Origin of the sequence: Variovorax dokdonensis (genome assembly GCF_030316895.1) — a bacterium.
Taxonomy (GTDB): Bacteria; Pseudomonadota; Gammaproteobacteria; order Burkholderiales; family Burkholderiaceae_C; genus Variovorax; species Variovorax dokdonensis.
Window position 1 is genome coordinate 231,917 of the sequence record NZ_JASZYV010000003.1, and the last position, 24,909, is coordinate 256,825.

Annotated in this window: 24 protein-coding genes; 7 read left to right on the forward strand and 17 right to left on the reverse strand. The window is 65.9% G+C overall.

Annotated elements, in window-relative coordinates:
* Positions 1–17 precede the first annotated feature (17 nt).
* From QTH91_RS14855 to QTH91_RS14880, 6 genes are all read right to left on the reverse strand, one after another.
* Entirely contained in the window at positions 18–1,265 is a 1,248-nt protein-coding gene (locus tag QTH91_RS14855) for a CaiB/BaiF CoA transferase family protein (RefSeq protein WP_390367396.1), read from the reverse strand.
* Complete coding sequence (locus tag QTH91_RS14860; protein WP_286660880.1) at positions 1,262–2,068, reverse strand: oxepin-CoA hydrolase, alternative type; 807 nt, start codon at positions 2,066–2,068, stop codon at positions 1,262–1,264. Before QTH91_RS14860 ends, QTH91_RS14855 begins: the two co-directional genes overlap by 4 nt.
* A gap of 23 nt (positions 2,069–2,091) precedes the next feature.
* Positions 2,092–3,222, reverse strand: coding sequence for an acyl-CoA dehydrogenase family protein (locus QTH91_RS14865; RefSeq protein WP_286660881.1), 1,131 nt, complete (start codon positions 3,220–3,222; stop codon positions 2,092–2,094).
* A 25-nt stretch (positions 3,223–3,247) separates the two neighbouring features.
* The gene (locus tag QTH91_RS14870; RefSeq protein WP_286660882.1) at positions 3,248–4,456 is read right to left on the reverse strand and encodes an acyl-CoA dehydrogenase family protein; all 1,209 of its coding nucleotides are present in this window, start codon (positions 4,454–4,456) and stop codon (positions 3,248–3,250) included.
* Positions 4,457–4,608: 152 nt separating this feature from the next.
* Positions 4,609–5,805 (reverse strand): acetyl-CoA C-acyltransferase, encoded by a 1,197-nt coding sequence (locus QTH91_RS14875; protein WP_286660883.1) that lies wholly within the window; start codon positions 5,803–5,805, stop codon positions 4,609–4,611.
* Positions 5,806–5,840: 35 nt separating this feature from the next.
* Positions 5,841–7,946, reverse strand: a complete 2,106-nt coding sequence (locus QTH91_RS14880; RefSeq protein WP_286660884.1) for a 3-hydroxyacyl-CoA dehydrogenase NAD-binding domain-containing protein — start codon at positions 7,944–7,946, stop codon at positions 5,841–5,843.
* A gap of 150 nt (positions 7,947–8,096) precedes the next feature.
* On the opposite strand from QTH91_RS14880, the gene QTH91_RS14885 reads away from it, so the two are divergent.
* Positions 8,097–8,999 carry a LysR family transcriptional regulator gene (locus QTH91_RS14885; RefSeq protein ID WP_286660885.1) on the forward strand — a complete coding sequence of 301 codons (903 nt, stop codon included), beginning with the start codon at positions 8,097–8,099 and terminating at the stop codon, positions 8,997–8,999.
* A gap of 9 nt (positions 9,000–9,008) precedes the next feature.
* On the opposite strand, the gene QTH91_RS14890 is transcribed toward QTH91_RS14885, so the two are convergent.
* From QTH91_RS14890 to QTH91_RS14900, 3 genes are read right to left on the reverse strand one after another with little or no spacing between them, the layout of a single operon-like run.
* Complete coding sequence (locus QTH91_RS14890; protein WP_286660886.1) at positions 9,009–9,332, reverse strand: hypothetical protein; 324 nt, start codon at positions 9,330–9,332, stop codon at positions 9,009–9,011.
* A 41-nt stretch (positions 9,333–9,373) separates the two neighbouring features.
* The gene (gene rlmB / locus QTH91_RS14895; protein ID WP_286660887.1) at positions 9,374–10,135 is read right to left on the reverse strand and encodes a 23S rRNA (guanosine(2251)-2'-O)-methyltransferase RlmB; all 762 of its coding nucleotides are present in this window, start codon (positions 10,133–10,135) and stop codon (positions 9,374–9,376) included.
* Positions 10,136–10,174: 39 nt separating this feature from the next.
* Positions 10,175–10,894: an ABC transporter ATP-binding protein gene (locus QTH91_RS14900; protein ID WP_286660888.1), complete on the reverse strand. Its 720-nt coding sequence runs from the start codon at positions 10,892–10,894 to the stop codon at positions 10,175–10,177.
* Between QTH91_RS14900 and QTH91_RS14905 the strand changes: the two genes are divergently transcribed.
* Positions 10,893–11,552 (forward strand): arylesterase, encoded by a 660-nt coding sequence (locus tag QTH91_RS14905; protein WP_286660889.1) that lies wholly within the window; start codon positions 10,893–10,895, stop codon positions 11,550–11,552. The two genes, QTH91_RS14900 and QTH91_RS14905, sit on opposite strands and share 2 nt — an antisense overlap.
* Before the next feature lie 29 nt (positions 11,553–11,581).
* Here QTH91_RS14905 and QTH91_RS14910 read toward each other — a convergent pair whose 3' ends face one another.
* The 3 genes from QTH91_RS14910 to QTH91_RS14920 form a co-directional block, all read right to left on the reverse strand.
* Positions 11,582–13,201: a polysaccharide biosynthesis protein gene (locus tag QTH91_RS14910; protein ID WP_368389468.1), complete on the reverse strand. Its 1,620-nt coding sequence runs from the start codon at positions 13,199–13,201 to the stop codon at positions 11,582–11,584.
* Complete coding sequence (locus QTH91_RS23070; RefSeq protein WP_368389469.1) at positions 13,093–13,779, reverse strand: polysaccharide biosynthesis/export family protein; 687 nt, start codon at positions 13,777–13,779, stop codon at positions 13,093–13,095. The genes QTH91_RS14910 and QTH91_RS23070 overlap by 109 nt, the downstream gene beginning before the upstream one ends.
* 609 nt (positions 13,780–14,388) lie before the next feature.
* Positions 14,389–14,922: a MarR family winged helix-turn-helix transcriptional regulator gene (locus tag QTH91_RS14920; protein ID WP_286660890.1), complete on the reverse strand. Its 534-nt coding sequence runs from the start codon at positions 14,920–14,922 to the stop codon at positions 14,389–14,391.
* A 218-nt stretch (positions 14,923–15,140) separates the two neighbouring features.
* Between QTH91_RS14920 and QTH91_RS14925 the strand changes: the two genes are divergently transcribed.
* From QTH91_RS14925 to QTH91_RS14945, 5 genes are read left to right on the forward strand one after another with little or no spacing between them, the layout of a single operon-like run.
* Positions 15,141–16,127, forward strand: coding sequence for a Bug family tripartite tricarboxylate transporter substrate binding protein (locus QTH91_RS14925; RefSeq protein WP_286660891.1), 987 nt, complete (start codon positions 15,141–15,143; stop codon positions 16,125–16,127).
* Positions 16,128–16,134: 7 nt separating this feature from the next.
* Positions 16,135–18,471 carry a xanthine dehydrogenase family protein molybdopterin-binding subunit gene (locus QTH91_RS14930; protein WP_286660892.1) on the forward strand — a complete coding sequence of 779 codons (2,337 nt, stop codon included), beginning with the start codon at positions 16,135–16,137 and terminating at the stop codon, positions 18,469–18,471.
* On the forward strand, positions 18,464–19,351 hold the full coding sequence (locus QTH91_RS14935) for an FAD binding domain-containing protein (protein WP_286660893.1): 888 nt from the start codon (positions 18,464–18,466) through the stop codon (positions 19,349–19,351). The genes QTH91_RS14930 and QTH91_RS14935 overlap by 8 nt, the downstream gene beginning before the upstream one ends.
* Positions 19,348–19,848: a (2Fe-2S)-binding protein gene (locus QTH91_RS14940; protein WP_286660894.1), complete on the forward strand. Its 501-nt coding sequence runs from the start codon at positions 19,348–19,350 to the stop codon at positions 19,846–19,848. Before QTH91_RS14935 ends, QTH91_RS14940 begins: the two co-directional genes overlap by 4 nt.
* Positions 19,838–20,635: an SRPBCC family protein gene (locus QTH91_RS14945; protein ID WP_286660895.1), complete on the forward strand. Its 798-nt coding sequence runs from the start codon at positions 19,838–19,840 to the stop codon at positions 20,633–20,635. Before QTH91_RS14940 ends, QTH91_RS14945 begins: the two co-directional genes overlap by 11 nt.
* Before the next feature lie 27 nt (positions 20,636–20,662).
* Here QTH91_RS14945 and QTH91_RS14950 read toward each other — a convergent pair whose 3' ends face one another.
* The 5 genes from QTH91_RS14950 to QTH91_RS14970 all read right to left on the reverse strand — a co-directional run bounded on the left by QTH91_RS14950 (position 20,663) and on the right by QTH91_RS14970 (position 24,897).
* Positions 20,663–20,998: a hypothetical protein gene (locus tag QTH91_RS14950; protein ID WP_286660896.1), complete on the reverse strand. Its 336-nt coding sequence runs from the start codon at positions 20,996–20,998 to the stop codon at positions 20,663–20,665.
* 100 nt (positions 20,999–21,098) lie between these two features.
* Entirely contained in the window at positions 21,099–21,314 is a 216-nt protein-coding gene (locus QTH91_RS14955) for a hypothetical protein (RefSeq protein ID WP_286660897.1), read from the reverse strand.
* A gap of 104 nt (positions 21,315–21,418) precedes the next feature.
* A complete protein-coding gene (locus QTH91_RS14960; RefSeq protein ID WP_390367461.1) occupies positions 21,419–22,684 on the reverse strand; it encodes an MFS transporter in 1,266 nt (421 codons plus the stop codon).
* Between the two features lie 60 nt (positions 22,685–22,744).
* Positions 22,745–23,845, reverse strand: coding sequence for a porin (locus QTH91_RS14965; protein ID WP_286660899.1), 1,101 nt, complete (start codon positions 23,843–23,845; stop codon positions 22,745–22,747).
* A 77-nt stretch (positions 23,846–23,922) separates the two neighbouring features.
* Positions 23,923–24,897 (reverse strand): PDR/VanB family oxidoreductase, encoded by a 975-nt coding sequence (locus QTH91_RS14970; protein WP_286660900.1) that lies wholly within the window; start codon positions 24,895–24,897, stop codon positions 23,923–23,925.
* Positions 24,898–24,909 lie beyond the last annotated feature (12 nt).

Consider the following 24,909-nt stretch of genomic DNA (forward strand, 5'->3'; position numbering starts at 1 on the left):
CAGGTTCTCTTTCATGTCTATTTCTGGGTGGGCGCGGCGCTACCCAACGCTCCGGCATCGCGCAGGGCCTGGATGGCCTGCGAATCCTTGCCCAGCAGATTGCCGAGCACTTCTTCGGTGTGCTGGGCCAGCAGCGGCGGTGCCTTGCGCACGGGCATGCGCTTGCCGTCGATGCGGTAGGGCGGCGCCAACGTCTGCACGGTGCCTGTCTCGGGGTTGGGCAGTTCGGCGATGAGGCCGGCTTCGCTCGAACGCTGCGATTGCAGCGCCTCCAGCAGGCCCAGCACTTCGCCGCACGGAATGCCGGCGGCGCTCATGCGCTCGAGCAGCAGCGCGCGTGGTCGGCGGGCCAGTTCGGCACGCAGTTGCGGCAGCAACTCATGACGGTTCTTCGAGCGGCCCAGATTGTTGGCAAAGCGTTCGTCGCCTGCCAGATCGGGACGCTCGATCACGTCTTCGCAGAAGCGCTGAAACTGCGCGTTGTTGCCGACGGTGATGACGATCGGGCCGTCGGCCGCGTCGAACACACCGTAGGGAACGATGGACGGATGCGCGTTGCCGTACTTGGGCGGGTCGTTGCCCATGAGCAAGGCTTCCATACCGTAGTAGGCACTGATCGTCAGGCCGCAGTCGTACAAGGCCATCTCGACCAGCCGGCCCTGCCCTGTGCGCTGGCGATCGAACAGCGCGGCAAGGATGGCCTGCGCGGCGTACATGCCGGTGAACATGTCGACCGCGGCCACGCCGAACTTCAGCGGGCCCTGGCCTTCTTCGCCGTTGAGCGCCATCAAGCCGGCCTCGCCCTGCACCACCAGGTCGTAGCCCGGTCGGGCGGCTTCGGGGCCGTCGGTGCGGTAGCCGGTGATGGAGCAATACACCAGCCCCGGATTGATCGCCTTGAGCTGTTCGTAGCCCAGGCCCATCTTGTCGATGCCGCCGAACTTGAAGTTCTGGATCACGACGTCGCACTTGGCCGCCAGTTCGCGCACCACTTGCTGGCCTTGCGGCGTTTGCAGGTCCACGCCGACCGAGAGCTTGTTGCGGTTGGCGCTGTTGAAGTAGGCGGTGTTTCGCGAGCCGACGCGAATGCCCCAGTCGCGCGTGTCGTCGCCGCGGCCCGGGTGTTCGATCTTGATCACTTCGGCGCCCAGATCGCCCAGCGCCTGCGCGCACATGGGGCCGGCCAGCACGCGCGACAGGTCGAGCACGCGAACGCCCGCCAGCGGCAGCCTTGCCGCGTCGGCCATCTTGTCCGCCGCGCTCATGGCTTGCCCCTGAGTGACGTGAAATCGGCCTTGCGCTTGCCCATGAAAGCGCCGATGCCCTCTGCCGATTCACTGTCGCCCTGCGACTCGACCATGAAGGCCGCTTCGCTGTCCAACTGAGCATCGAGCGTCGACGACATGGCGTCGCGGCACAGGCTCTTGATGCGCGCCATGGCCCGTTCCGGCCCGCCCGCAAGCTGCGCCGCCAAGGCGATGGCCGCCGCGTCCGCGCCTCCCGGCTCGGTCAGGCGATTGACCACACCCAGGGCATGCAGGCGCTCTGCGCCGATGCGCTCGCCCGTCAGGCACAACTCGGACAGCAACTGCCGCGGCAGCACCTGCGCGAGGAACGAAGTCGCGCCGCCATCCGGCGTGAGGCCGACCTTGACGTACGCAACCGAGAACGCCGCATCGCGCGCCGCCACCAGCAGGTCGCAGCCCAGCGCCAACGACAGGCCGGCACCGGCTGCACCGCCCTCAACGGCGGCGACCAGCGGCTTGGGAAAGTCGCGGAAGTAGCGCACCAGGCCGTGCAGGTTCTCGAGGATGCCGCGTCGCACTTCGGGGGGATGCTCGCGCCGGGTGGCCAGCAGGTTCAGGTCACCGCCCGAGCAGAAATAGCCATCGGCGCCGGTGAGCACCACGGCGCCGACGCTCGCGTCATTGCGCACGCCGTCGAGCGCCTCGCGCAGCGCGTCGTACAGGCCCGGGCTGATCGCATTGCGCTTGCCGGGCGTATGAATGGCCAGCACCAGTACCGCGCCTTCGCGGCGCACCAGGATCGGGGGCACGTTGTCGGTCATGAGAGCGTCTCCTTCTCGTTGCTTCAAGCGGCCTGCAAAGCGATGTAGCGAGCCAGGTGATGGTCCTCGTCGCCGAATTGGTGGTCGATCATCACGAGCCGCTTGGCATAGTGCGGCAAGGGAAGTTCCCAAGTCATGCCGATGCCGCCGTGCAGCTGGATGCTCTCTTCGGCGACGAGGGTGCCGATGCGACCGATGCTGAACTTCGCCGCGGACAGCGCCTTCTCGCGCACGACACGCTCGCCGTCGATGGCCGCTGCCGCGTTGATGACGGCCGAGCGGGCCTGTTCGACCTCCAGCAACAGATCGGCCATGCGGTGCTGCAGCGCCTGAAAGCTGCCGATCGGCACGCCGAACTGTCGGCGCGTGCGCAGGTATTCGAGCGTCTCGCGCTTGGTCACTTCCATCGCGCCGAGCGCCTCGGCGCACAAGCCCAGGATGGCCCAGCCACTCGCATGCTCGAGCACCGCAGCGCCCTCGCCTTCCTTGCCAAGCAATGCGTCTTGCTTCACCGTCACGCCATCGAGGGTGATCTCGGCCGCGCGTCCGCCATCCACGCGGGGATAGTCACGCCGGTGCACGCCAGCCGCAGCGCCCTCGACCAGGAAAAGAGAAATGCCCTGCTCGTCGGCCGCCTCGCCGCTCGTGCGTGCCGACACCAGCAGCAGATCGGCCTGGGCGCCCAGCGGCACCACGGCCTTCGCGCCCTTGAGCAACCAACCGTCGCCTTGACGTTCGGCGCGCGTTTCGACCAGCGTGGCCTCATGGTGAGACTGCGGTTCCTCGTGCGCCAGCGCGGCGATGATGCTGCCGTCGATCAGCCCTGCAATCCGCGCCTTCTGCGCCTCGTCGCCCGCCAGCGCAATGGCGCGCCCGACCGCCAATGCGCCCAGGAACGGCTCGACCACGAGCCCCCGACCCAGGCTCTCGAAGACGACGGCGGCGTCGAAGCCGCTGCCGCCAAAGCCGCCGACCTCTTCCGGAAACAGCGCGCCGATGGCGCCGATCTCGGCCAACTGGTTCCAATGCGTGCGGGAGAAACCCTCGCCGCTCTTGGCGATGCGGTCGCGTTCGCCGAATGCGTATTGGTCGGCGATGTAGCGGTCCAGCGAGTCCGCCAGCATGCGCCGGTCTTCCGTGTGTTCGAAGTTCATTCGTTCCTCACTGCGGGGCGTGTGTTCACAGGCCCAGAATCATCTTGGAGATGATGTTCTTCTGGATTTCGTTGGAGCCGCCGAAGATCGACAGCTTGCGGTTGTTGAAGTACTGCGCGGCCAGCGGTGCGGCCTCGGTCGGCCCCACCGGCGCCTCGTCGAAGCCCTCGTGCAGCGCCGCCTCGATGAAAGGCTGGGCATAGGGCCCCATCGCGCGTCGTGCCAGCGACGACAACTCCTGGCGGATCTCGGTGCCGCGGATCTTGAGCATCGAGCTTTCCGCACCCGGCACGCCACCGCCGGCCACGGCGGCAATCACGCGCAGGTTGGTGGTCTTCATGTTCTCCAGGTCGATCTCCACCTTCGCCAGCCGTGCGGCGAAGAGCGGATCCTGCAAGAGCGGCTTGCCATTGCGCTGCACCTTGGCGGCAATGCGCTTCAACTTCTCGAGCGCGGCCATCGAGAAGCCGACGCCGGCGATGTTGGTGCGTTCGTAGGTCAGCAGGTACTTGGCATAGGTCCAACCCTTGTCCTGCTCGCCCACCAGGTTCTCCGCCGGCACGCGCACGTCGGTGAAGAACACTTCGTTGACCTCGTGCTCGCCATCGAGCGTAATGATCGGCCGCACCTGTACGCCGGGCGAGTTCATGTCGATCAGCAGGAAGCTGATGCCCGCCTGCGCCTTCGCTTCCTTGTTGGTTCGCACCAGGCAGAAGATCATGTTGGCGTAGTGGCCGAGCGTGGTCCAGGTCTTCTGGCCATTGACGATGTAGTGGTCGCCCTGCGCATCGGACTTGAGCACCGCGGTGGTCTTGACCGAGGCGAGGTCCGAGCCGGAGCCGGGCTCGGAATAGCCCTGGCACCACCAGTCCTGGCCGTTGAGGATGCGCGGCAGCCAGTGCTTTTTCTGTGCTTCGTTGCCGTACTTGATCAGCACCGGGCCGAGCATGCTCAGGCCGAAAGGCACGATGCGCGGCGCGCCGGCCAGTGCGCATTCGGTTTCGAAGATGAACTTCTGCACCGCGCTCCAGCCCGGACCGCCGTAGGCCTTGGGCCAATGGTTGGCCAGCCAGCCCCGTTCGTTGAGGATGGCATGCCACTGGGCCATGTCGTCCCGCGTGAGCTGCACGCCGTTCTTCACCTTGTCCGAAAGGCGCTTGGGCAATTTGTCCTGCAGGAATTGCAGAACCTCGCCGCGGAAGGCTTCTTCCTCGGCCGTGAATTTCAGGTCCATGTTGAGTCCTCTTGTGCGTTTCTGGCGTGAGGTCCGCCTTGCGGTTCCTGCGAACCGCATCCGAAAATTGCCGCGGCCGGCGCAATGCCGGGCCGCGGTTTCCTCCCTTGCGGAGGATCTGCTCGATCGCCGGACCGATGCCGGCGCCGGGCTCAGAAGATTTCGAACAACCCGGCCGCGCCCATGCCGCCGGCGATGCACATCGTCACCACGCCCCACTTGACCTTCTGGCCCGCGGCTTTGCGACGGCGGCCTTCCAGCAGGATGTGGCCGGCCAGGCGCGCGCCCGTCATGCCGAAGGGGTGGCCGATGGAAATCGCGCCGCCATCGACGTTCAGGCGTTCCGAAGGGATGCCCAGCTTTTCCTGGCAGTAGATCGACTGCGAGGCGAAGGCTTCGTTCAGCTCCCACAGGTCGATGTCCTCGACCTTCAGTCCGTGGCGCGCCAGCAGCTTGGGCACCGCGAAGACCGGGCCGATGCCCATTTCATCGGGCTCGCAGCCGGCCACCGCAAAACCGTGGAATGCGCCGAGCGGCGACAAGCCCAGGCGTTCTGCTTCCTGCGCTTCCATCATCACGCAGGCGCTGGCGCCGTCTGACAGTTGGGAGGCATTGCCTGCGGTGATGAACTGGTCCGGGCCCTTGACCGGCGCCAGCTTGGCCAGTCCCTCGTAGGTGGTTCCGGCACGGTTGCAGGTGTCGTGGTCGATGGTGACTTCGCGCTTGCTGACCTTGCCGGTTTCCTTGTCGGTCACGGCCATGGTGGTGGTCACCCGGACGATCTCTTCCTTGTAGCGGCCGGCTTCCTGCGCCTCGGCGGTCTTGCGCTGGCTCTCGACCGAGAAGCGGTCCTGCGCCTCGCGGCTGATGCCGTAGCGGCGCGCGACGATGTCGGCGGTGTCGATCATCTCCATGTACAGCGCCGGCTTGTGCTCCATGATCCACGGATCCTGGCCGTTCTGGCCGTCTTCGCGGGTGCGGATGCCCGAGATGCTTTCCACGCCGCCGGCGATCATGGCCGGAGCGCCGTCGACCACGATGCGGCCCGCCGCCACCGCGATGGCCTGCAGGCCCGATGCGCAGAAGCGGTTGATGGTGGTGCCTGCGATGCTCAAGGGCAACTGCGAGCGGATGATGCTCTGGCGCGCCACATTGCGGCCGGTGATGCCTTCGGGGTAGCCGCAGCCGAGGATGGCGTCCTCGATCAGCGCCGGGTCGATGCCCGAGCGGTCGACCGCGGCACGCACGGCGAACGAGGCGAGCGTCGGCCCCTGGGTGATGTTGAGTTCGCCACGGTGCGACTTGGTCAAAGGCGTGCGGGCGGTTGAAACGATGACGGCTTGGCGCATGAAGTGTCTCCTGGTTGGCGGTTCGGTGGTTCGGTTCAGTTGAGCGAAGAGAAGTCCTTGCCCTCGGCGACCAGCCTTTCGAGCAGCGGCGACGGCTTCCAGAACACCGGATCTTCCTCGGCGAATCGGCGGATGTCGGCGAGGATCTTCGGCAGGCCGACCATGTCGGCGTACTTCATCGGGCCGCCGCGGTGGCGCGGAAAGCCGTAGCCATAGAGGAAGGTCACGTCCACATCCAACGGGCGCAGCGCGATGCCCTGGTCGACGACGTTGGCGCCTTCGTTGACCATGGCCGCCATGTAGCGCGCCATGATTTCGTCGGCCGTGAACGAGCGCGGCGTGATGCCCTTCTTCTGCCGCTCGGCATCCACGATGGCCAGCACCTCGGGATCGGGCTGTCCGACGCGTGCCCCTTGCGGATACAGGTAGAAGCCCCGTCCCGTCTTCTGGCCGAACCAGCCGCGCTCGCACACGCGGTCGGCCACCTCGACGTAGCGCGCCTTCGGGTCGCGCGTGGCGGCGCGGCGCTTGCGCGTGGCCCAGCCGATGTCACCGCCGGCCAGGTCGGTCACCTGGAAGGGGCCCATCGGATAGCCGAAGGCGCGCACGGCCTCGTCGATCTCGTAAGGACTGGCGCCGTCTTCCATGATGTAGTCGGCCGCCTGCTTGTACACCGCCAGGATGCGGTTGCCGATGAAGCCGTCGCACACGCCGGCGCGCACCGGCACCTTCTTCATGCGCTTGGCCAGCGCGAAGGCCGTGGCCACGACATCGGGCGCCACTTTGGCCGGCACCACGATCTCCAGCAGCTTCATGATGTTGGCGGGCGAGAAGAAGTGCAGGCCGATCACGTCCTGCGGGCGCGAGGTGCTGGCGGCAATCGCATCGATGTCCAGGTAGGACGTGTTGGTGGCGAGCACGGCGCCCTTCTTGCACACGCGGTCGAGTTCGGCAAAGACGGCCTTCTTGACCTCGATGTCTTCGAACACGGCTTCGATGACCAGATCGACGTCGCTGAACGCGTCGTAGCTGGTCGAGCCGGTGAAGCGCGCCATGACGGCGGCCTTGGCTTCCGCCGTCATGCGGCCCTTGGCGATCAGGCCGTCGTAGACCTTCTCGACATTGGCGCGGCCGCGGGCGATGGAGGCGTTGTCGCGCTCGACCATGATCACCGGCAGGCCGGCGTCGAGCGCGGACACCGCGATGCCGGCGCCCATCGTGCCGCCGCCGACGATGCCGACGCGCTCCAGGGCGCGCGGCTGCGCCGCCTTGGCTTCGGGCACCTTGACCACTTCGCGTTCGGCGAAGAAGGCGTGGATCAGGCCGGCGCGCTGCGGGCTGTTGATGCAGGCCATGAACGCTTCACGCTCCAGCCGCACCGCTTCGGCAAAGGGTTTGTCGAGCGTCGTCTGCACCGCATCGACGATCTTGCCGGGCGAGAACAGGCCCCGCGCCTTCTTGGCGGTATCGGCACGTGCGGCGTCGATGGCGGCCTGGGCGGCTGCCCGGTCGGCCAGGCCTTGCGCATCGCGCGTGCGGCGCACGGGCGCACCCTTGGAGAGGAGTTCCTGCACGTAGGCCAAGCCGGCGCCGGAAGCGTCTTCGCCCTCGGCCAGCCGGTCGACCAGGCCCAGCGCCACGGCTTCCTTGGCCTTGACGTGGCGGCCGCTGAGCATCAGGTCGAGCGACGCCTGCGCGCCCACGAGACGCGGCGCGCGCACCGTGCCGCCTGCACCGGGCATCAAGCCCAGTTGCACCTCGGGCAGGCCGAGCTTCACGTCGGCCAGCGCGATGCGGTAGTGCGCTGCCAGAGCGATTTCCAGCCCGCCCCCAAGCGCAGCACCACGCAGCGCCGCCACCACGGGCTTGGCACAGTCCTCGATGCGGTTGCAGACCTCGGGCAGCGATGGCGGCTTGGGCGCCTGGCCGAACTCGCGGATGTCGGCGCCGGCAATGAAGTTGGCGCCCTGCCCCACGAGCAGGATGGCTTGGACGGACGCATCCGCATCGGCCGCCTGCACCGCCTCCAGAAGGCCGGCGCGCACCGCGCTCGAAAGCGCATTCACCGGGGGGTTGTCGATGGTGATGCAGGCCACGTTGCCCAGCTTTTCGCTGCGCACCACGGAAGAGGAATTGGTCATGTCGTTCTGTCTCCGCTCAAAGGCACGGCCCGCCGGCAAGCCCGACGGCCCTTGGCGCATTCTGATCTGCCCTCCGGTCGACGACAATCCGGTGTTCGTTTGACATACTGTCAAGCCAAATTTGACAATAGCTGGCCCACGGCCATCCACATGGATCTGAACGCCCTGAATCTGCTGGTCGAGATCGTCGAGGCCGGCAACCTGAGCGAAGCCGCGCGGCGCCTGCGCATGAGCCGGGCCAACGTGAGCTTCCGCCTTGCGCAGTTCGAACGCAGCCTGGGTCAGCAGCTCTTGCGGCGAACCACCCGCCGGGTGGAGCCCACCGAAATCGGCGAGCGCCTTTATGCGCATGGCCGCGCCATCCGTGCGGAGCTGGCGGCCGCACAGGAATCGGTGAGCGAACTGGGCCACAGCCTGCAAGGGCGCGTGCGCCTGTCGGTGCCCAGCGGTTATGGGCAACTTGTGATGTCGGAATGGCTGATCGCCTTCAAGCGCGCCTTCCCCGGGATCGTGCTGGACGTGATGTTCGAGAACCGCGTCGAAGACCTGATGCGCGACGAGATCGACATCGCCGTACGCGTGATGTCGGAGCCGCCGCAGAACCTGGTGGCGCGCGACATGGGGCCGGTCCATTACGTGGCATGCGCCGCCAGTGGATGGGCCCGCGAACACGGCATGCCGGTGCAGCTGGAGGACCTGCGCGCCGCGCCGCTCATCACCTCATCGGTGCAAGGGCGACAGGTGCGGGTGGCAGCCTACCTGGACCAGGAGCGCTACGAAGTGTCGATCGAGCCGACCATCATCTCGGAGAACTTTCTCTTCCTGCGCCAGGCGATCCTGGCCGGCCTGGGCGTGGGCATCGTTCCCGACTACGTGGTCAAGCCCGAAGTGGAATCGGGCGAGGTGGTCACCGCCCTGAACGCATGGCGCCTGAGCATCTTCGGCATTCACATGTACATGCTGTACATGCCGGGACGGCACCGCACGCGGGCCATCACGACCTTCATCGACTTCATGCTGGAACGCGCGGCCGAGGCCGGCCGGCGGGCTTGAGCGGAAGGCTCAGCGGTCCTCGGGCACTGAAGGGACGTCGCCCATGGCCTCGTCGTTGCGAAGCACGCTGGCCGCCTTGAGCGTGTCGATGGAGAAGCCTTCCTCCTGTCCCGCAAAACCACCGGCAATGCCTTCGAGCACATCGCCCAGGGGCTTGTCGCCTTCTTCGCGCGCCGCGATGCTGAGGTTGAGCACACGCGCCGCCATCTGCCGGTAGCTCACCACGCCGGAATGCTCCAGCACGGCGATCAGGTCCAGGTAGAGCGCCAGTTGCAGATCGAACACCAGCTTGTCGGTGATCTTCAGGCCGTCGAGGGCGTCGTGGTGTTGCATCTTGGGTGACTCCAATGTGGGTTCTTGGATAAGGCTTCTTCTCAGGCCGCCGCTGCGCTCCTGCGCTGGCGCATGGCTTCGTACAGGCACACGCCGCTGGCAACCGAAACGTTCAGGCTTTCGACCGCGCCGGCCATCGGAATGCTGACCAGTTCGTCGCAGCGCTTGCGCGTGAGCTGGCGCATGCCATCGCCCTCCGCGCCCAGCACCAGCGCCAGCGGGCGGACGAGGTCGGACTCGTAAAGCGTACCGGGCGCATCGCCGCTGGTGCCCACGCACCAGATGTTGCGCTCCTGCAGCTCGCCCATCGTGCGCGCCAGGTTGGTGACCATGAAGTACGGCATGGTCTCGGCCGCCCCGCTGGCCACCTTAGCCACGGTGGCGTTGATGCCCGCCGCATGGTCCTTCGGTGCGATGACCGCATGCACGCCTGCGCCGTCGGCCACGCGCAGGCAGGCACCCAGGTTGTGCGGATCGGTCACGCCATCGAGAACCAGCAGCAAGGGCATCGTGCCTTGGGCATCGAGCCCGTCGAGCAGATCGTCGAGCGAGCGTGCCAGTTCGACTGGGTTCACCCGAGCGGCCACGCCCTGGTGGCCGTGGCTGCCCGCCAGGCGCGCGAGGCGCACGCCATCGGATTCGACGAGCCGAACGCCGGCTTCCTGAGCGCGATGCACGAACTGACGCATGCGCGCATCGCGGCGGCTGGGGTCGAAATACACCTCGATCACCGATGCCGGCGCCGCCTTCAGCCGCACGCCGACCGCGTGGAAGCCGAAGATCACTTTTGGAGAAGAAGACATGGGCGGATTATCCCTGTGCGCGCAGGCTGAACGGCGAGCTCAGACCTCGATCTCCTGCGCCGGCGCCACACGTCCCGCCTCGATGGTGATGCGCCGCTCGCATCGATCCGCGATGCCGCGATCGTGTGTCACCAGCACGAGCGTAGTGCCCAATTCGCGGTTGAGGTCGAACATCAGGCGCATGACCTGCTCGCCGGTGGCGAAGTCCAGGCTGCCCGTGGGCTCATCGGCCAGCAGCAATGCCGGCTGCACCACGAAGGCCCGAGCCAGCGCCACGCGCTGCTGCTCACCGCCCGACAGCACCTTGGGATAGTGGCCAAGACGCTGCCCGAGGCCCACGCGCTTGAGCATCTCGGCGGCGGCGGCGCGGGCATCGCGCCGGTTGGCCAGCTCCAGCGGCAGCATCACGTTCTCCAGCGCCGTCAGGTTGCCCAGCAACTGAAAGCTCTGGAACACGAAGCCCACCTTCTGCGCTCGCAGCGCCGCGCGGGCGTCTTCGCTCATGGCAAAGATGTCCTGCCCGGCCAGGCGCACCGTGCCGCGCGTGGGCGTGTCCAGCCCGGCGATGATCGACAGCAGCGTGCTCTTGCCCGACCCCGAGGCGCCCACGATGGCCGCAGTCTGCCGCGCGCCCAGGGTGAAATGGATGTCCTGCAGAATGTCCAAGGTGCCGGTGGAATCGGACACCGACTTGAACACATGTTCGACGACGACGATGGCGTCATCGGGCTGGACATCGACGGAAGGAATTGAAGGCATGAAGGCTTTGCGCATGGGACAGGATCGTCGCCACTTTATCGCGGCCGCATTGGCCGCCGGCTTTGCGGGGTTCTCGCACGCTCAGACCAAGGCTTCGGGCAAGCCGTCGGTCATCCTCGTCGTGGGCGATTCGCTCAGCGCCGAATACGGGCTCAAGCGCGGCGAAGGCTGGGTGCCCCTGATGGAAAAGCGCATCGAGCAACAGAAGATTGCCGCCACCGTGGTCAACGGGAGCATCAGCGGCGACACGAGCTCCGGCGGGCGCTCGCGGTTGCCCGCCCTGTTGGCCAAGCACAAGCCAACACATGTCGTGCTGGAACTCGGTGCCAACGACGCACTGCGCGGCCTGCCGATCAATGCGACCGAGGACAACCTCGTCGCCATGGTCCGCGCCGCGCAAGCCACCGGGGCCAAGGTGCTGCTCGTGGGCATCCAGGTGCCGCCGAACTACGGGACCGACTACACGCGCCGCTTCGCGGCCATGTTCAAGACCGTCGCCGAGAAGACCCAGGTGCCGCTCGTGCCGTTTCTGCTCGAAGGCGTGGCTGACGCAGCCGACCCCGCCCCACTCTTCCAGGCCGATCGCATCCACCCCAACGCCACCGCCCAGCCGCGCATGCTGGACAACGTGTGGCCGCAGCTGCGCAAGATCCTCTAGCCGAGAAGCGGCCTCGCCCAGCAGGCCAATCAGGCAACCGCCGCGACCTGAGGCGGCTGCCTGGCGGCCTGCCGCTCCATGTGCACCCAGTCGACCACGCGGACGTCGGGGCTGTAGTCTCCGACCAAGCTCTGCAGCAGCTCGCGGATCGGCAAGACGTTGCCCTCGTCAACGGCTTTGGCCAACGACTGAAGGCGCGGTGCCAGCTCCTCCCATGGCAGGAAAGCCTCGTGTGCCTTGAGGATGCGGGGGTGGCAGGTGGGCAGCGGGTTGTTGCCGATCAGCAGCTCTTCATACAGTTTCTCGCCCGGCCGAAGTCCGGTGATCCGGATGGCAATGTCGCCATCGGGGTTCACGTCGTCACATACGGTGAAGCCGGACAGCTCGACCATGCGCCTGGCAAGATCGATGATCCGCACGGGCTCGCCCATGTCGAGCACGAACACATCGCCTCCGGTACCCATGGCGCCGGCCTGGATCACCAGTTGGGCCGCCTCGGGGATCGTCATGAAGTAGCGGGTGATCTCGCTGTGCGTGAGCGTGATGGGCCCGCCTTCGCGAATCTGCCGCCGGAACAGCGGCACCACCGAGCCCGAGGAACCCAGCACGTTTCCGAAGCGCACCATGCAAAAGCGCGTGCCGCCCGGGTGACGGGCCGACAGTTCGGCCAACGCCTGCAAGGCCATTTCAGCCACGCGCTTGGTGGCGCCCATGATGTTGGTCGGCCGCACCGCCTTGTCGGTGCTGACGAGCACGAAGTCATCGACGCCGCATTCCGCCGCCACCTTCGCGGTGACCAGCGTGCCGAAGACGTTGTTCTTCACACCCTCGGCCACGTTGTGCTCGACCAGGGGGACGTGCTTGTACGCCGCGGCGTGATACACCGAGTGCGGTCGCCAGGTCTCCATGATCTCGCGCATGCGGCACTCTTCGCGCGCGGAAGCGAGCAATGGCACCAGTCGCGTCTCGCCTGCTTCGCCATGTTGCTGAGTCGCCAGCAAGGCCGACAGTTCGTGGTGAACGGCGTAGAGCGCAAATTCATTGAGCTCCACCAGCAGCAGCACGTCGGGTCCGCTCTTGATCAGCTGGCGGCACAGTTCGCTGCCGATCGAGCCTCCCGCGCCGGTGACCAGCACCACCTTGCCAGCGACGTTTCTGGAAAGCAGTTCGCCGTCGGGCGATACGGCATCGCGGCCGAGCAGGTCGTCGATCTCCAGCGCGCGCAGGTCGCTGGTTTGTATGCGGCCTTGTGCCAGGTCCTTGAGACCGGGCAGCGTACGCACCGTGACGTGGTGGCGCAGCATGGTCTGCACGATCTCGTTGCGGCGCTTGCGCGGCGCCGAGGGAATGGCCAGGAGCACCGTCGTCACCTGCAACTCCAGCAGCAGGTCGGCCAGGTTCTGCGGGCTGTAGACATGCAGCCCGCCAATCCTGCCGCCATGCAGGCGTCGATCGTCGTCCAGATAGCCCACCACGCGCATGCCCGCGTCGTGCACCATCGCCGTTGCGAGTTGCTGGCCGGCGCATCCCGCGCCGTAGATCAACACGTTGCGCAAACTGCGGCTGCTGACCACCGCTCGGCGCAAACCCGAGCCCGCGAGAACCCGCCGCGCCAACATGCGAGATGCGACGATGCCCAGCAGCAGCATCGGTGGCTGCGTGATGCCCACCGTGCGAGGAACTGCACGCGGACGGTGAGCTTGGGTTCACTGAAGTAGCGGGTGAGCTTTTTCAGCAAGCCGTCGCGCACCTCGTATTCCGTCAGCCCGCCAACCTTGAAGCTGCCGACGTAGGGAAACTGGATCAGTCCGTCCTGGCTGACGTTGTAGCCGTTGCTGACCGGTGAAGCGCTGATGGCATCGGTGGTCAGCGACCCGGCGGGCTGCAGCGACAGCTCGGGGTGGTCCCACACGACGATGTTGAGGATGTCGCCCGGACCGATGCGGTAGGCCGCGGCTTCCGCGAAAAGACCGCGAACGTCAGCACCGACGTCCTGCGGAAGAGCCTGGCGTTGGGCGCGAATGAACTCGGGCGTGATGTCCCGCAGCGCGCCTTCCGGGGGGCGGTCGGAGTCGGCCACATTGATCGGCGCTGTCGTCCCTGGGTCTCCAAGCGGCTGGGTCGCGGACTTGTCGAAGAAGACGCCCGGCGCCCAGGCGCAGCCACCCAGCATGATCATCAAGAGAAGAGACAGCGGCCATCGAATACGGCTCACGACGTCGGACAAGGGTCTAAATCTGGCAGCGGAGTTCACACTATCTTTGGCAGGTTGACCCGCTTTGAAATAAATTGAAAAACTTAGTGAATCGGAAATTTGAAGCGATGACAATTGATCTTCAATTGCAATTTATCTGCAATCTTCGAAAGCAACACCCCAATTCCCGGCAGAAATTCGACTCGCATTCTAGGGCCAGCATTTAGAAACAAACTACGCAATCTGCAGTACCCAGCCTTCAAGTTGACCCACATTGACGCAAAAATCACGTCTTTTCGCGCTACTTAGAGTAATTTACGAAAATTAAACATGCATCCAAATGAAACTAAAGTAACTCATCTAGATTATTCATTGCAGCAACTATATTTTTCATTTGCGCGCGAATTTCCATAATTACTGCGACGCCAAAGGACAATTGAAAAAGAAGCCTTCTGTTGTGATTGAGCGAGATCGAAGCGTCTTTCAGGGCAACAGGAGCCCTCGCCGATCCGCCAGATGCGCAAAGACCCACCCGCGGCAATGCGCGCGGACGACGAAATTCGCCGCCTCAGCGTCAATACCTAAACAAGATGAGTCAGGCTTGGCTCAGATGTCCGAAGCCGGGGCGCAGCCGGGTTGGCGCTACGCGTCGCCTGCCGCGTCAGCGCGCGCGCAGTAGGCGCGCAGCTTCATCAAGGCGCCGAACATGGCGTCTCGCTCCTGCGGATCCAACGAGCGGATCGCTGCCGCCTGGCGCTGACGGGCGATCGGAATCGCACGTTCGTGCAACTCAAGGCCTGCCGCCGTGATGGCGCAAAACACCTTCTTGCGCGGCGTATTGCCTTCGGCCTCGAGCGCCACGAGGCCACGCTCCTCCATCAGCTTGAGCGTCCGGCTGACCAGCGCCTTGTCCGACGTCGATTGAACGACGAGGTCGCTGAATGCAATGCGACCCACCGGCGCCAGCAGCGCCAGCAATCGCCACTCCGGCACCGAGAGCCCGAAGGCATCCGCATACGGCAGCGTGATGGTCCGACGCAACGCATTGCCCACCTGACTCATGAGTGTGGTGATGAAGACATCCACCGTCAGGGTGCTGCCAGCCTCGTCGAGGTCATGCCAAGGGCTTTGGACGGCCTGAAGAGGGGGCTTGGAAGGATCGGATTTGGTGCGCATCGGAGCCGCATTGTTCCATGTCGGTGCGAGCGAAACCCAAGCACGTAAAACTTCATTATTTTCTGTTTGTCAATTGGTAGTGACAGCAAGATGACTGCTCAACTTGAAGCCGGAGAATCAGAATCATTGGTGAATCAGTGTTTCATATATGAATCACCAACTGGTCTCTTGTCCGTCGTCCGCCGCCGCAATTTCGCGGCCTCCTTGAGGAGTCAGTGATGTTTTCGACCCGCCGCCACGTCCTTTTCGCTGCAATCGCAGCCAGTGCCACGCTCGGTGCCGTGCCTGCCTTCGCGCAGGACGACTACCCCACCAAGCCCGTCACGGTAATCGTCTCGTATCCACCTGGCGGCGACACCGACGCCATTGCACGCCTGCTCGCCGAGAAGCTGGGCGAGCGGCTCAAGCAGCCGGTCGTGATCGAGAACAAGCCGGGTGCGGGCGGCGCGCTGGGCAACACCTATGTGGGTCGCGCCAAGGCTGACGGCTACACGCTGCTCTTCACGCCCAACCCCTTCACCACCGCACCGATGGTGATGAAGCTGTCGCCATCGGCGAGCTATGACGTCCTGAACGGCTTCGAGCCCATCATCAATACCGCCACGCAGCCTCTGGTCCTGGTGGCCAACCCTGCCGCCGGCTTCAAGACAGTGCCGGAGATGATTGCCGCGGCCAAGGCCGGCAAGGCGGTGACCTACGCCAGCCCCGGGGCCGGCTCGCCGATGCACATCCTGGGCGAATGGCTGAACCAGGCCGCCGGCGTCAAGATCACCCATGTGCCCTATCGCGGCGTGGGGCCCTCCGTCACCGACGTCGTCGCCGGCCACGTCAACACGGCATGGGTCACGCTGGGCCCGGTTCGCCAGTACATCGACACCGGCAAGCTGATCCCCCTGGCCATCGGCGACGCCAAGCGGTTGACATTGGCACCCGACGTGCCCACCCTGCGCGAACTGGGCTACACCGACGTCGTGGTCGGTTCGTGGAACGGCTTCTTCGCGCCCAAGGGAACGCCGTCGCACATCGTTGCGCGGCTCAACAGTGAACTCAACGACATCCTGAAGTCGCAGGAAGTCACCACCAAGCTGGCGACCTTCGGCGCCTTGCCTGCAGGCGGCGCCGCCGGCAACCTTGGCAAGATCAACGCCAACGACTACGCCGTGCTGGGCAAGGTCATCCGTGACCTGAACATCCAGGCGGACTGAGGCAGCCATGCGGCCAGTCGACTCATCCGAAGCACGCGAAAGCGGTGCATCCACCCTGGGCATAGATACGCCCCAGGTCACTGCGCGTGCCAAGGTGCTGGGCCGCGCGCTCTATGCCGGAGACTACAAGCTGCCCGGCATGTTGCATGGCAAGGTGCTGCGCAGCCCCTATCCTCACGCGCGCATCGTGGCCATCGACACGTCGGCAGCATTGGCCCTGCCCGGAGTCAAGGCCGTACTCACGGGCGCCGATGCACCCGCCGCGCTCTGGGGCGTGCATCACAAGGAACGCGCCATCCTTGCCAAAGGCGTGGTGCGCTTTGCCGGCGAAGAAGTCGCGGCCGTCGCCGCGACCACCGAAGAGATCGCGCGCGATGCACTCGACCTGATCCACGTCGACTACGAGGAACTGCCCGCCATCCTGACGCCTGACGAGTCGCTCGACGAGGCCGCGCCCGGCGTTCACCCTGGCCGCAACAACATCGCGCACGAGATCCGCTACACCCGCGGCGACCCGGATGCCGGCTTTGCTGCCGCCCATCTCGTTCACGAGGCCACTTACGACTGTCATGCCCAGTACCCCGGCTACCTCGAGCCCATGGGTACCGTTGCCACGGTCGATGCAGAGGGCCGGCTGGTGGTCTGGACATCCACCCAATCGATCAGCCAGGCCCGCCTGCGCCTTGCGTCGGCACTGGAGCGCCCCATTTCCAGCGTCCGCGTGATCCAGGCGACCACCGGCGGCGGCTTCGGCGCCAAGATGGTCGAAGATGCCAACAACCTCATCGCCGCCCTGCTCGCCGTAAGAACCGGCATGCCGGTGCGCCTGGTCAACAACCGGCTGGAAGACTTCCTGGCGGCTTGCTCCAGCGTGCCCGAGCGCGTGACCCTCAAGCTCGGCATGGACAAGGACGGCATCATCGTGGCCAAGGACGTTCGCGTGATCGCCGATTGCGGCGCCTATGCCGGCCTCTCTGGCGACGTGATGCACGTGACCAGCATGCGCAGCGACAACATGCACAAGAACGCCAACGTGCGCTCGCATGCCACGCTGGTCTACACGCACACGCCGCCACATGGCGCCTTTCGCGGCTTCGGTGGCGCCCAGATGCAATTCGCGCTCAACAGCCACATCCACACCATGGCCGAGAAGCTGGGCCTGGATCCGGTGGAGGTGCACAAGCGCAACGCATTGAAGGCAGGCGATGTCTCGGTTCATGGCTGGAAGATCGGCAGCACCGGCCTGGCCGAATGCGTCGAGCAATGCACCCAGGCCATCGGTTGGACGCAGAAGCGCCAGCGCCCCAAGGGCACCGGCAGCCGCCGACTCGGCGTTGGCATGGCCGCCGCCATGCATGTGAGCGGCAACCGCACCATCGGCAACTGGGACGGCTCGGTGGTCGTCGTGAAGATCAACGAGGACGGCCGCGTTTTCATCATGAGCGGCGAGTGCGACATGGGCCAAGGCGCCATGACCATGCTCAGCCAGGTGGTCGCACACGAGCTGGACATACCCATCGCCCATACCCTGGTCCTTCCACCCGACACCGACACCTCGCCCATTGCCATCGGATCGCTGGCCTCGCGCGTGACCATTGCAGCCGGCAACGCCGCCATCGTCGCCGGGCGCATGGCCCGGGACAAGCTGCTGGCCATTGCCGCGAAGAAGTGGAGCGTGCCGATCCAGCGCCTGCGGCTCGCCGGCGGATTCGTGTTCGACGACGAGGCGCAGCAGGAACGCCGCGCCACCATCGCCGAGCTGGCTCGCCTGCACATCTGGTCCCACGGCGGCGAGGGCATCCAGGTCAGCGGCACCTGGGACGCCAAGACGCAGATGCACGACGACAACCTCTACGGCAACATCGCCCCCGCCTATTCCTATGCCGCCCAGGCGGTCGAGGTGGAAGTGGACACGCAAACCGGCCGCGTCACGGTGCTCGACAGTTTTGTCTCCGACGACTGCGGCAAAGCGCTCAACCCAACCGCGATCCATGGCCAGACCAACGGCGCCACCGTTCAGGCCATGGGTTGGACGCTCTACGAGCAGATGCAGATCGAAGGAGGCCGCCTGATGAACGGCAACTTTGCCGACTACAACATGGCCACCGCCGACGCCGTGCCGCTCCTGCGTGGCGGCTTCGTCGAAAGCAACGATCCCAACGGCCCTTACGGCGCCAAGGGCGCCAGCGAGACCGCCATCCTCCCCGGTGCGCCAGCCATCGCCAACGCGGTGTACGACGCGGTGGGCGTGCGCATCACCGATCTTCCGATCACCCCGCAGAAGGTGCTGGCGGCGCTGGCCGCCAAGGCCGCTCACGAACAACAAGAGGTGCTTCATGCGTGAGTTCGAACTGCTGGAGCCCGCCACAGTGCAGGAGGCCAGCCGCCTGCTGACCGAGCACGGCGAAGACGCGCGCATCTTCGCTGGCGGCACCGCCCTGATTCTGGGACTGCGCCAGCGCATGTTGTCGCCCACGCATCTGGTGTCGCTGGCCGGCGTCGACGCGCTGCATGGCATCACTTGGGATGCGCAGCTCGGCTTGCGCATCGGCGCCCTCACCCGGCACGCGCAGATCGCATCGTCCCCGCTGGTCAGGCAGCACTGCCCGATGCTCGCCAGCATGGCGGCTCGCGTGGCCAACCCGCAGGTGCGAAACCAGGGCACCCTGGGCGGCAACCTCTGCTATGGCGACCCGTCCACCGATCCTCCCGGTTGCCTGCTTGCGCTCGACGCGCGGGTCCGCATCGGCGGCCTGCATGGCGAGCGCGAACTGACCATCGAGGAACTGCTGGTCGACTACTTCCAGACGGCCCTGGCGCCGGACGAAGTGCTGATCGACGTCCGCATTCCGCCCATGCCTGCCAACACCCGCGGCGTCTACACGCGCTTTCTGCGCACTGCGGCCGAGCATCGTCCGCTGGCCAGCGTCGCGCTCGTGGCACGCCACGAGGACCTTCTGTGCCAAACGGCCCGCCTCGCGGTTGGCGCCTCGACGCCCATACCGACACGCGTGCCGCGTGCCGAGGCATTCCTGGAGAACCGCACGATGGATGCGCAAGCCGTACGCCAGGCCGCGGCCATCGTCGCGCAGGACATCGAGCCGGTGTCCGATGCTCGTGGCGATGCCGAATATCGGCGCCACATGGTGCAAGTGGCGGCAGCACGAACGATGGCCGAACTGTTCGGCATCGACATCGAACAAGTAGAAGGAGTCGCGGCATGAGCGAACACCGCATCGAATGCACCGTCAACGGTGAAAGCGTCAGCGTGGACCGCGTGCCTTCGCGTCGGCTGCTGTCCGACTTTCTGCGCGACGACCTGAACCTGACGGGAACCAAGCGTGGTTGCGAGACCGGCACCTGCGGCGCCTGCTCCATCCGTGTGGATGGCGAAGTCGTCAAGTCTTGCCTGATGCTTGCAGTCCAGGCGCGCGGCTGCAACATCCAGACCATCGAAGGCCTCGCGTGCGGCGACGACCTGCATCCTCTGCAGCAGAGCTTCATGCAATGCGGCGGGCTGCAGTGCGGCTATTGCACACCCGGCTTCCTGATGGCCGCCAGCGCCCTGCTGGAAGCCAATCCCAACCCCACCACCGACGAAGTGCGGCACGCGCTCAACGGCAACCTTTGCCGCTGCACGGGCTACACCCAGATCGTCGAGTCCGTTCTCGACGCGGCGAAGAAGATGCAAGGTCCACCGGAGCCACAGCATGGAAATTGAAAAGACATTGAGCGTCGCGGCTCCGCCAGCGCGCGTTTGGGACCTGCTGCTCGACCCCCAGGCAATGGGCCGCTGTGTGCCGGGCATGAAGTCCATCGAAGTGATCAGCCCCACGGAGTACGTGGCGCTGATGCACGTGAAGATCTCCTTCATCAGCGCGAAGTTCAAGCTCCGCACGAACATCGTGGAGCAGCGCGCCCCCGAGTACCTCCGCGCCGAGGGCACGGGCGAAGACGCGTCGGTGGCCAGTTCTCTCAAGCAACGAAGCGAGATCTTTCTCGCACCCGGCTCCAATGGCGGCACCGACTTGCGCCTGAAGGTGACCGTGGACGTGCTCGGCCGTCTGGGCACCTTCGGCTTGGGCGTCATGAAGACCAAGGCCGATCGCATGTGGGAGGAGTTTGGCGCCAATCTGCGGGACAAGATCGAGTCAGCATCCACGACACCGCCAGGCGCTCCTTCCACCACGACGGCCACCGAGGCGCTGGATTCGGCTCACGACCCCATAACGCCAGGAGCGCCGGCGACGCCACCCGCCAAAGCCACGGAGGCCACCGCTGCACCGTTCGCAAGCGCCCCTGCCCCATCCGCGCATGGCGGGTCGCAGGGTTGGTGGACACGCCTGCTCGGGGCCCGATCCAACGGCGTGCGCGCGACCAGCGACGCCCGAACGATTCGCGTGGAGGTCCGCGATCCAGAGCGGACGATCACGGTCGAATGGCCCGTCGAGTCGGCAGACCAATGCCGCTCATGGCTCGACGACCTGGTGCGGCAGCGGCAACGCTGAACGCAGCGCGCCCGGCTGCTCGCCTGTTCAGGCCTCGAGTTCCTTGAGCAACGTGCCCGACACGTAGATGCGCAGATCCGACCCAGGCGGCTCGCAACTGAGCCGGAACGTCGAATCGCCTTGCGTCCTGCCGCGCCATGTGAGCGTGAAGAAGGGCTCGCTGCCGAGGGCGGATTCGGTTACGAAATTGTGGCGCGTCACTTCCATGATGACGCTCACATCATCGCCATTGCGATCGATCTCGCCGCGGTAGAACTGCAGGCCGTCGACCCCGACGAACGCATTCCTGTTGATGATCACCGCAGCCTTGCCCAGCGTCCCCACGTTCGTCGTGAAGGTGGCCTCGTAGATTCCATTTTTCATGCGAATTTCAGGCTAGCGCCATGGTGGTGGGCACCGCGTAGGAATCGGTCGAAAGCGGCTGTGGGAAGCTGCGGCACGAAGTGAGCCCTGAACACCGCGCCTAGTCCTTGAGCGCCCGAAGCTCCGCCTCGATCTTTTCCACCGTTTGCGGGGGAAACAGCTTGCCGCCGAACTGCACCACAGCGGCCAGGGTCATGCCGCCGGCCATGCCAACTTGCGGGTGCGAAGAAGCCCCGGGAAGGTACTTGTCGATGATCGCCCTGGCGGCATCGTTCGCCAGGAGCTCATTGACAGTGGATTCGAGGGAATAGGCCATTGCTCGTGCAGCGACGTGAAATGAAGATCCATTTCATCGTGCCACGCAAGCGGCCACCAAGTCCCCGTCCAAATGGACTGGTCGGATCGAATCCGACCATTTTTTCAGGCCACGAGCCCTTCCTCCGCGCCCGCGCGCTCCGCGGCGCGTTCGCGCAGCCAGAGCACCAGGCCACACAGCAGCACCACCGCCTGGGTGCCGATCAGTGCGCCGAAGCCGGCCAGGAAGCCTGCGCGCGGCGTGGCCGCATGGGCGATCACGCTGCCCATCAGCGCCGGCATGAAGCCAGCCACCAGGCTACCGACGCCATTGACCACGCCGTAGCCGCTGGCCACATGCTCCGGCCGCGAGAAGTGCTGCACGGTGCTCGGAATGGCCGGGCTCATGAGTCCCCAGCAGAAATTGGCCGCCACCAGGCTGTATGCGGCCAGATAGCGGTGGTCGGTCTCGATCGCGATGCCGACCGCCAGCGCGACGCCCACGCTGCAGTAGACGAACATCAGCGGCACACTGCGGCGCGGAATGCGATCGATGATGAAGCCGCCCACCAGCACCGCGACCACCGTCGCGTATTGCGGCAGGCTGGCCAGCCACCCCATCTCGCGCAGTGAGAAACCGCGCGCATCCTTCAGGTAGCTGGGCAGCCAGTTGCTGCTACCCCAGAGGTAAGCGAGAAAGGCCGATGTGAGCAACGTGACGAGCATCAGGTGCCGCGTCTGCAGTGCACCGCGCACCATGTGGCCCACCTGGGCCAGCGCGGCGCTGGCGCTCGGTGCCTTTGCCGAGCCGGCTTCCACGCGGCGCGGCATGTGCACGAAGGCCAGCACGAGCGGAATGCCCAGCACGATGTTGATCACGCCCAGCACGTGGAACGAGGTCTGCCAGTCGTGCGTGGCCAGCAGGTAGCCCACCAGCGGAAAGCCGATGGCCAGGCCCAGGCCGGTGCCCATGTTCACGAACGAGTTCGGCTTGCCGTTCTCGCGGCTTTCGAAGTGCGCCTTGATGTAGGCGCTGGCCAGCGCGAACACCGGCCCTTCGGACACACCCAGCAGCACGCGCGAAGCGAGCAGCAGGCCGAAGCTGTCAAGCGCAGGCGAAAGAAAAGTCACGACGCCCCACAACATCAGGCCCACCAGCAGGCTGCGCCGAACGCCCAGGAGCGCTGCCGCCAACGGCGTGAGCACCACCGAGGACACGCCGTAGCCGACCATGAAGGCCGTCGCCAGCAGCCCCTGGCTCAACCGGTCCTCGCGCGCCAGGCCCACATGCGCCAGGAAGGCCGGATCGGTGATCAACACCGAGATGTTGATGCGGTCGATGTAGCTGATGGCGACGATCACGAACAGCGTGATCACGCCCCACCAGCGCATGGCTTTGTTGGCTTGCATGATGGCGTTTTCCTGGTTTGAAGAGGACAAGTGGCGTCTGGATCAGAAGACGTGGGTGATGCCGAATTCGGTGCCCGTGGCCGGGCGGCCCGGGGTCGTCGGCACGCCGCCCAGCGAATCCGAAGTGCCGTCGTCGTTGTGAATGCGTGCGACCGTGGCGTACAGCGAGGTGCGCTTGGACAGCAGGTATTCGTAGCCCAGCGCCATCTTGGCGCTGGCCAGGTCGGCCTGGCCGGCCACCAGTGCGTCACGCTCGTAGTAGGCGTACGAAGCCTTGACCATGCCCGGGCCCACCGGCCACTTCAGGCCCACGAGGCCGCCTCGGCCTTCGCGCTGGCCCAGCTTGTCCTGGTGGTATTCGGCCATCAGCTTCAGGCCGCCGACGACGGCCAGCCCCGGGCCGAACGTATAGGCCACGCCGAGGTTGGACAGCGTGAGGTCGCCGCTCGCGTACTGCGCGCGGCCGGTCGATCCGGCAATGTCGAAGCCGGCGGCGCGAAAGCCGAGCCGGGCGCCGACGTAGTCGCCGTCATGCACGTTCGGCTGGCCCTCCACATCGACGTTCTCGCCGCTGGCGGCCATCACCTGACCGTAGAAGCCGCCCAGGTTGGCCGGCAGGAAATAGCCCACGCTGTTGGAGGCACGCGTGCCCACGTACGCGCCCAGCCCGCCCTGCCCCACGAAGTAGAGGTGGTTCGAGCCGATGCCGCCGCCGGTACCGAACGGGTCGAACAGCGCGGTGTTCCAGAAGGTGGGCGTGTAGTCGCGGCCCAGGCGCACTTCGCCGAAGGGGCCGAACAGGCTGACGGTGGCGCGGCGGCTGAAGCCGAAGCTGCTGGCCTGGATGCCGCTCAACTGGTTGTTGACGTTGGTGGGGATCACGCCGCCGCTGTCGCTCTGCAGCCCGGCTTCGAGCCAGAAGCCCGCGCCGTAGCCGCCGCCCAGGTCTTCCGTGCCGCGAAAGCCCAGTCGGCTGAAGCTGTTGCCGCTGCTGCTCATCTGCGTGCGGCTACCTCCATTGGGTCCGCTGCCCTGCGCGTGGATGACCGAGGTGTCGAGCACACCGAAGACGGTGACGGAGGATTGCGCGAACGCGCCATGCGCGGCCGCCAGCGCGGCCAGCGCCAGAACAGTTTTCTTCATGTGGGGAGGTGAGAGAGAAAGAAACGAGCGAAAGGGAAATGGGAGGCAAACCTGGCGTGCGGACAGCGCCGCACGCGCTACACGTCGAGCACCAGCTTCTTGCCCTTGCAAAGGGACACGCAGATCATCATGGTCTTGCCCGACTCGCGTTCCAGCTTGGTCAGGATGCCGTCGCGGTGGTCGAGCTCGCCGTCGAACTCCAGCACCTGCGTCTCGCAGGCGCCGCATACGCCTTCCTTGCAGCTGTGGTCGGGGTTCATGCCGCAGTCGAGCAGGCTGTCGAGGATGGACTTGCCGGGCGGTACCTCCACCGTCTTGCCGCTCTTGGCGCATTCGACGGTAAAGCTCTCGCTGGCCGGCGCCGCCTCCACATGCACGGCGGCAAAGCGCTCGATGTGCGCGTTGGGATAGTCGAGCGCTTCGCAGGCCCGCTCGAAGCTGTCGAGCATCGGCGTCGGGCCGCAGCAGTAGTAGTGGCTGTCGGCGCCCTTGCCGGCAAGCATGGCCTTCAGGTCGGGCGGTGCGCCCTTCTCGTCGTCGAAGTGCCAGGTGACCGCCACGCCCTTGTCGGCCGCCAGTTGCTCGATCACGTCGCGGAACGCCGACTCCTTGCGATTGCGTGCGCAATAGATCAGCTCCGCCGGGCGGCCCAGCGCGGACAGTCGCTGCAGCATGCACCAGATGGGCGTGACGCCGATGCCGCCGGAGACCAGCACCGAGCGCGGCGCATCCTCGTGCAGCGCAAAATTGTTGCGAGGCGCCGAGATCGGCAGCGTCATGCCCACGCGCAATTGCTGGTGCACATAGCGCGAGCCGCCGCGGCTCTTCTTGTCGTTGAGCACGCCCACCACATAGCGCTGGCGATCGGTGCTGGGGTTGCACAGCGAGTAGCTGCGCACCAGGCCATTGGGCAGGTGCAGGTCGATGTGCGAGCCGGCCTCGAAGGCCGGGAAGTCCACATCCGGCGACGCCGGACGCAACTCGACACTGACGATGCCGTCTGCCTCGTAGCGCATCGTGTGCACCAGGGCGTTCAGCGTGGGGGAAGACATGGCATTACCTCG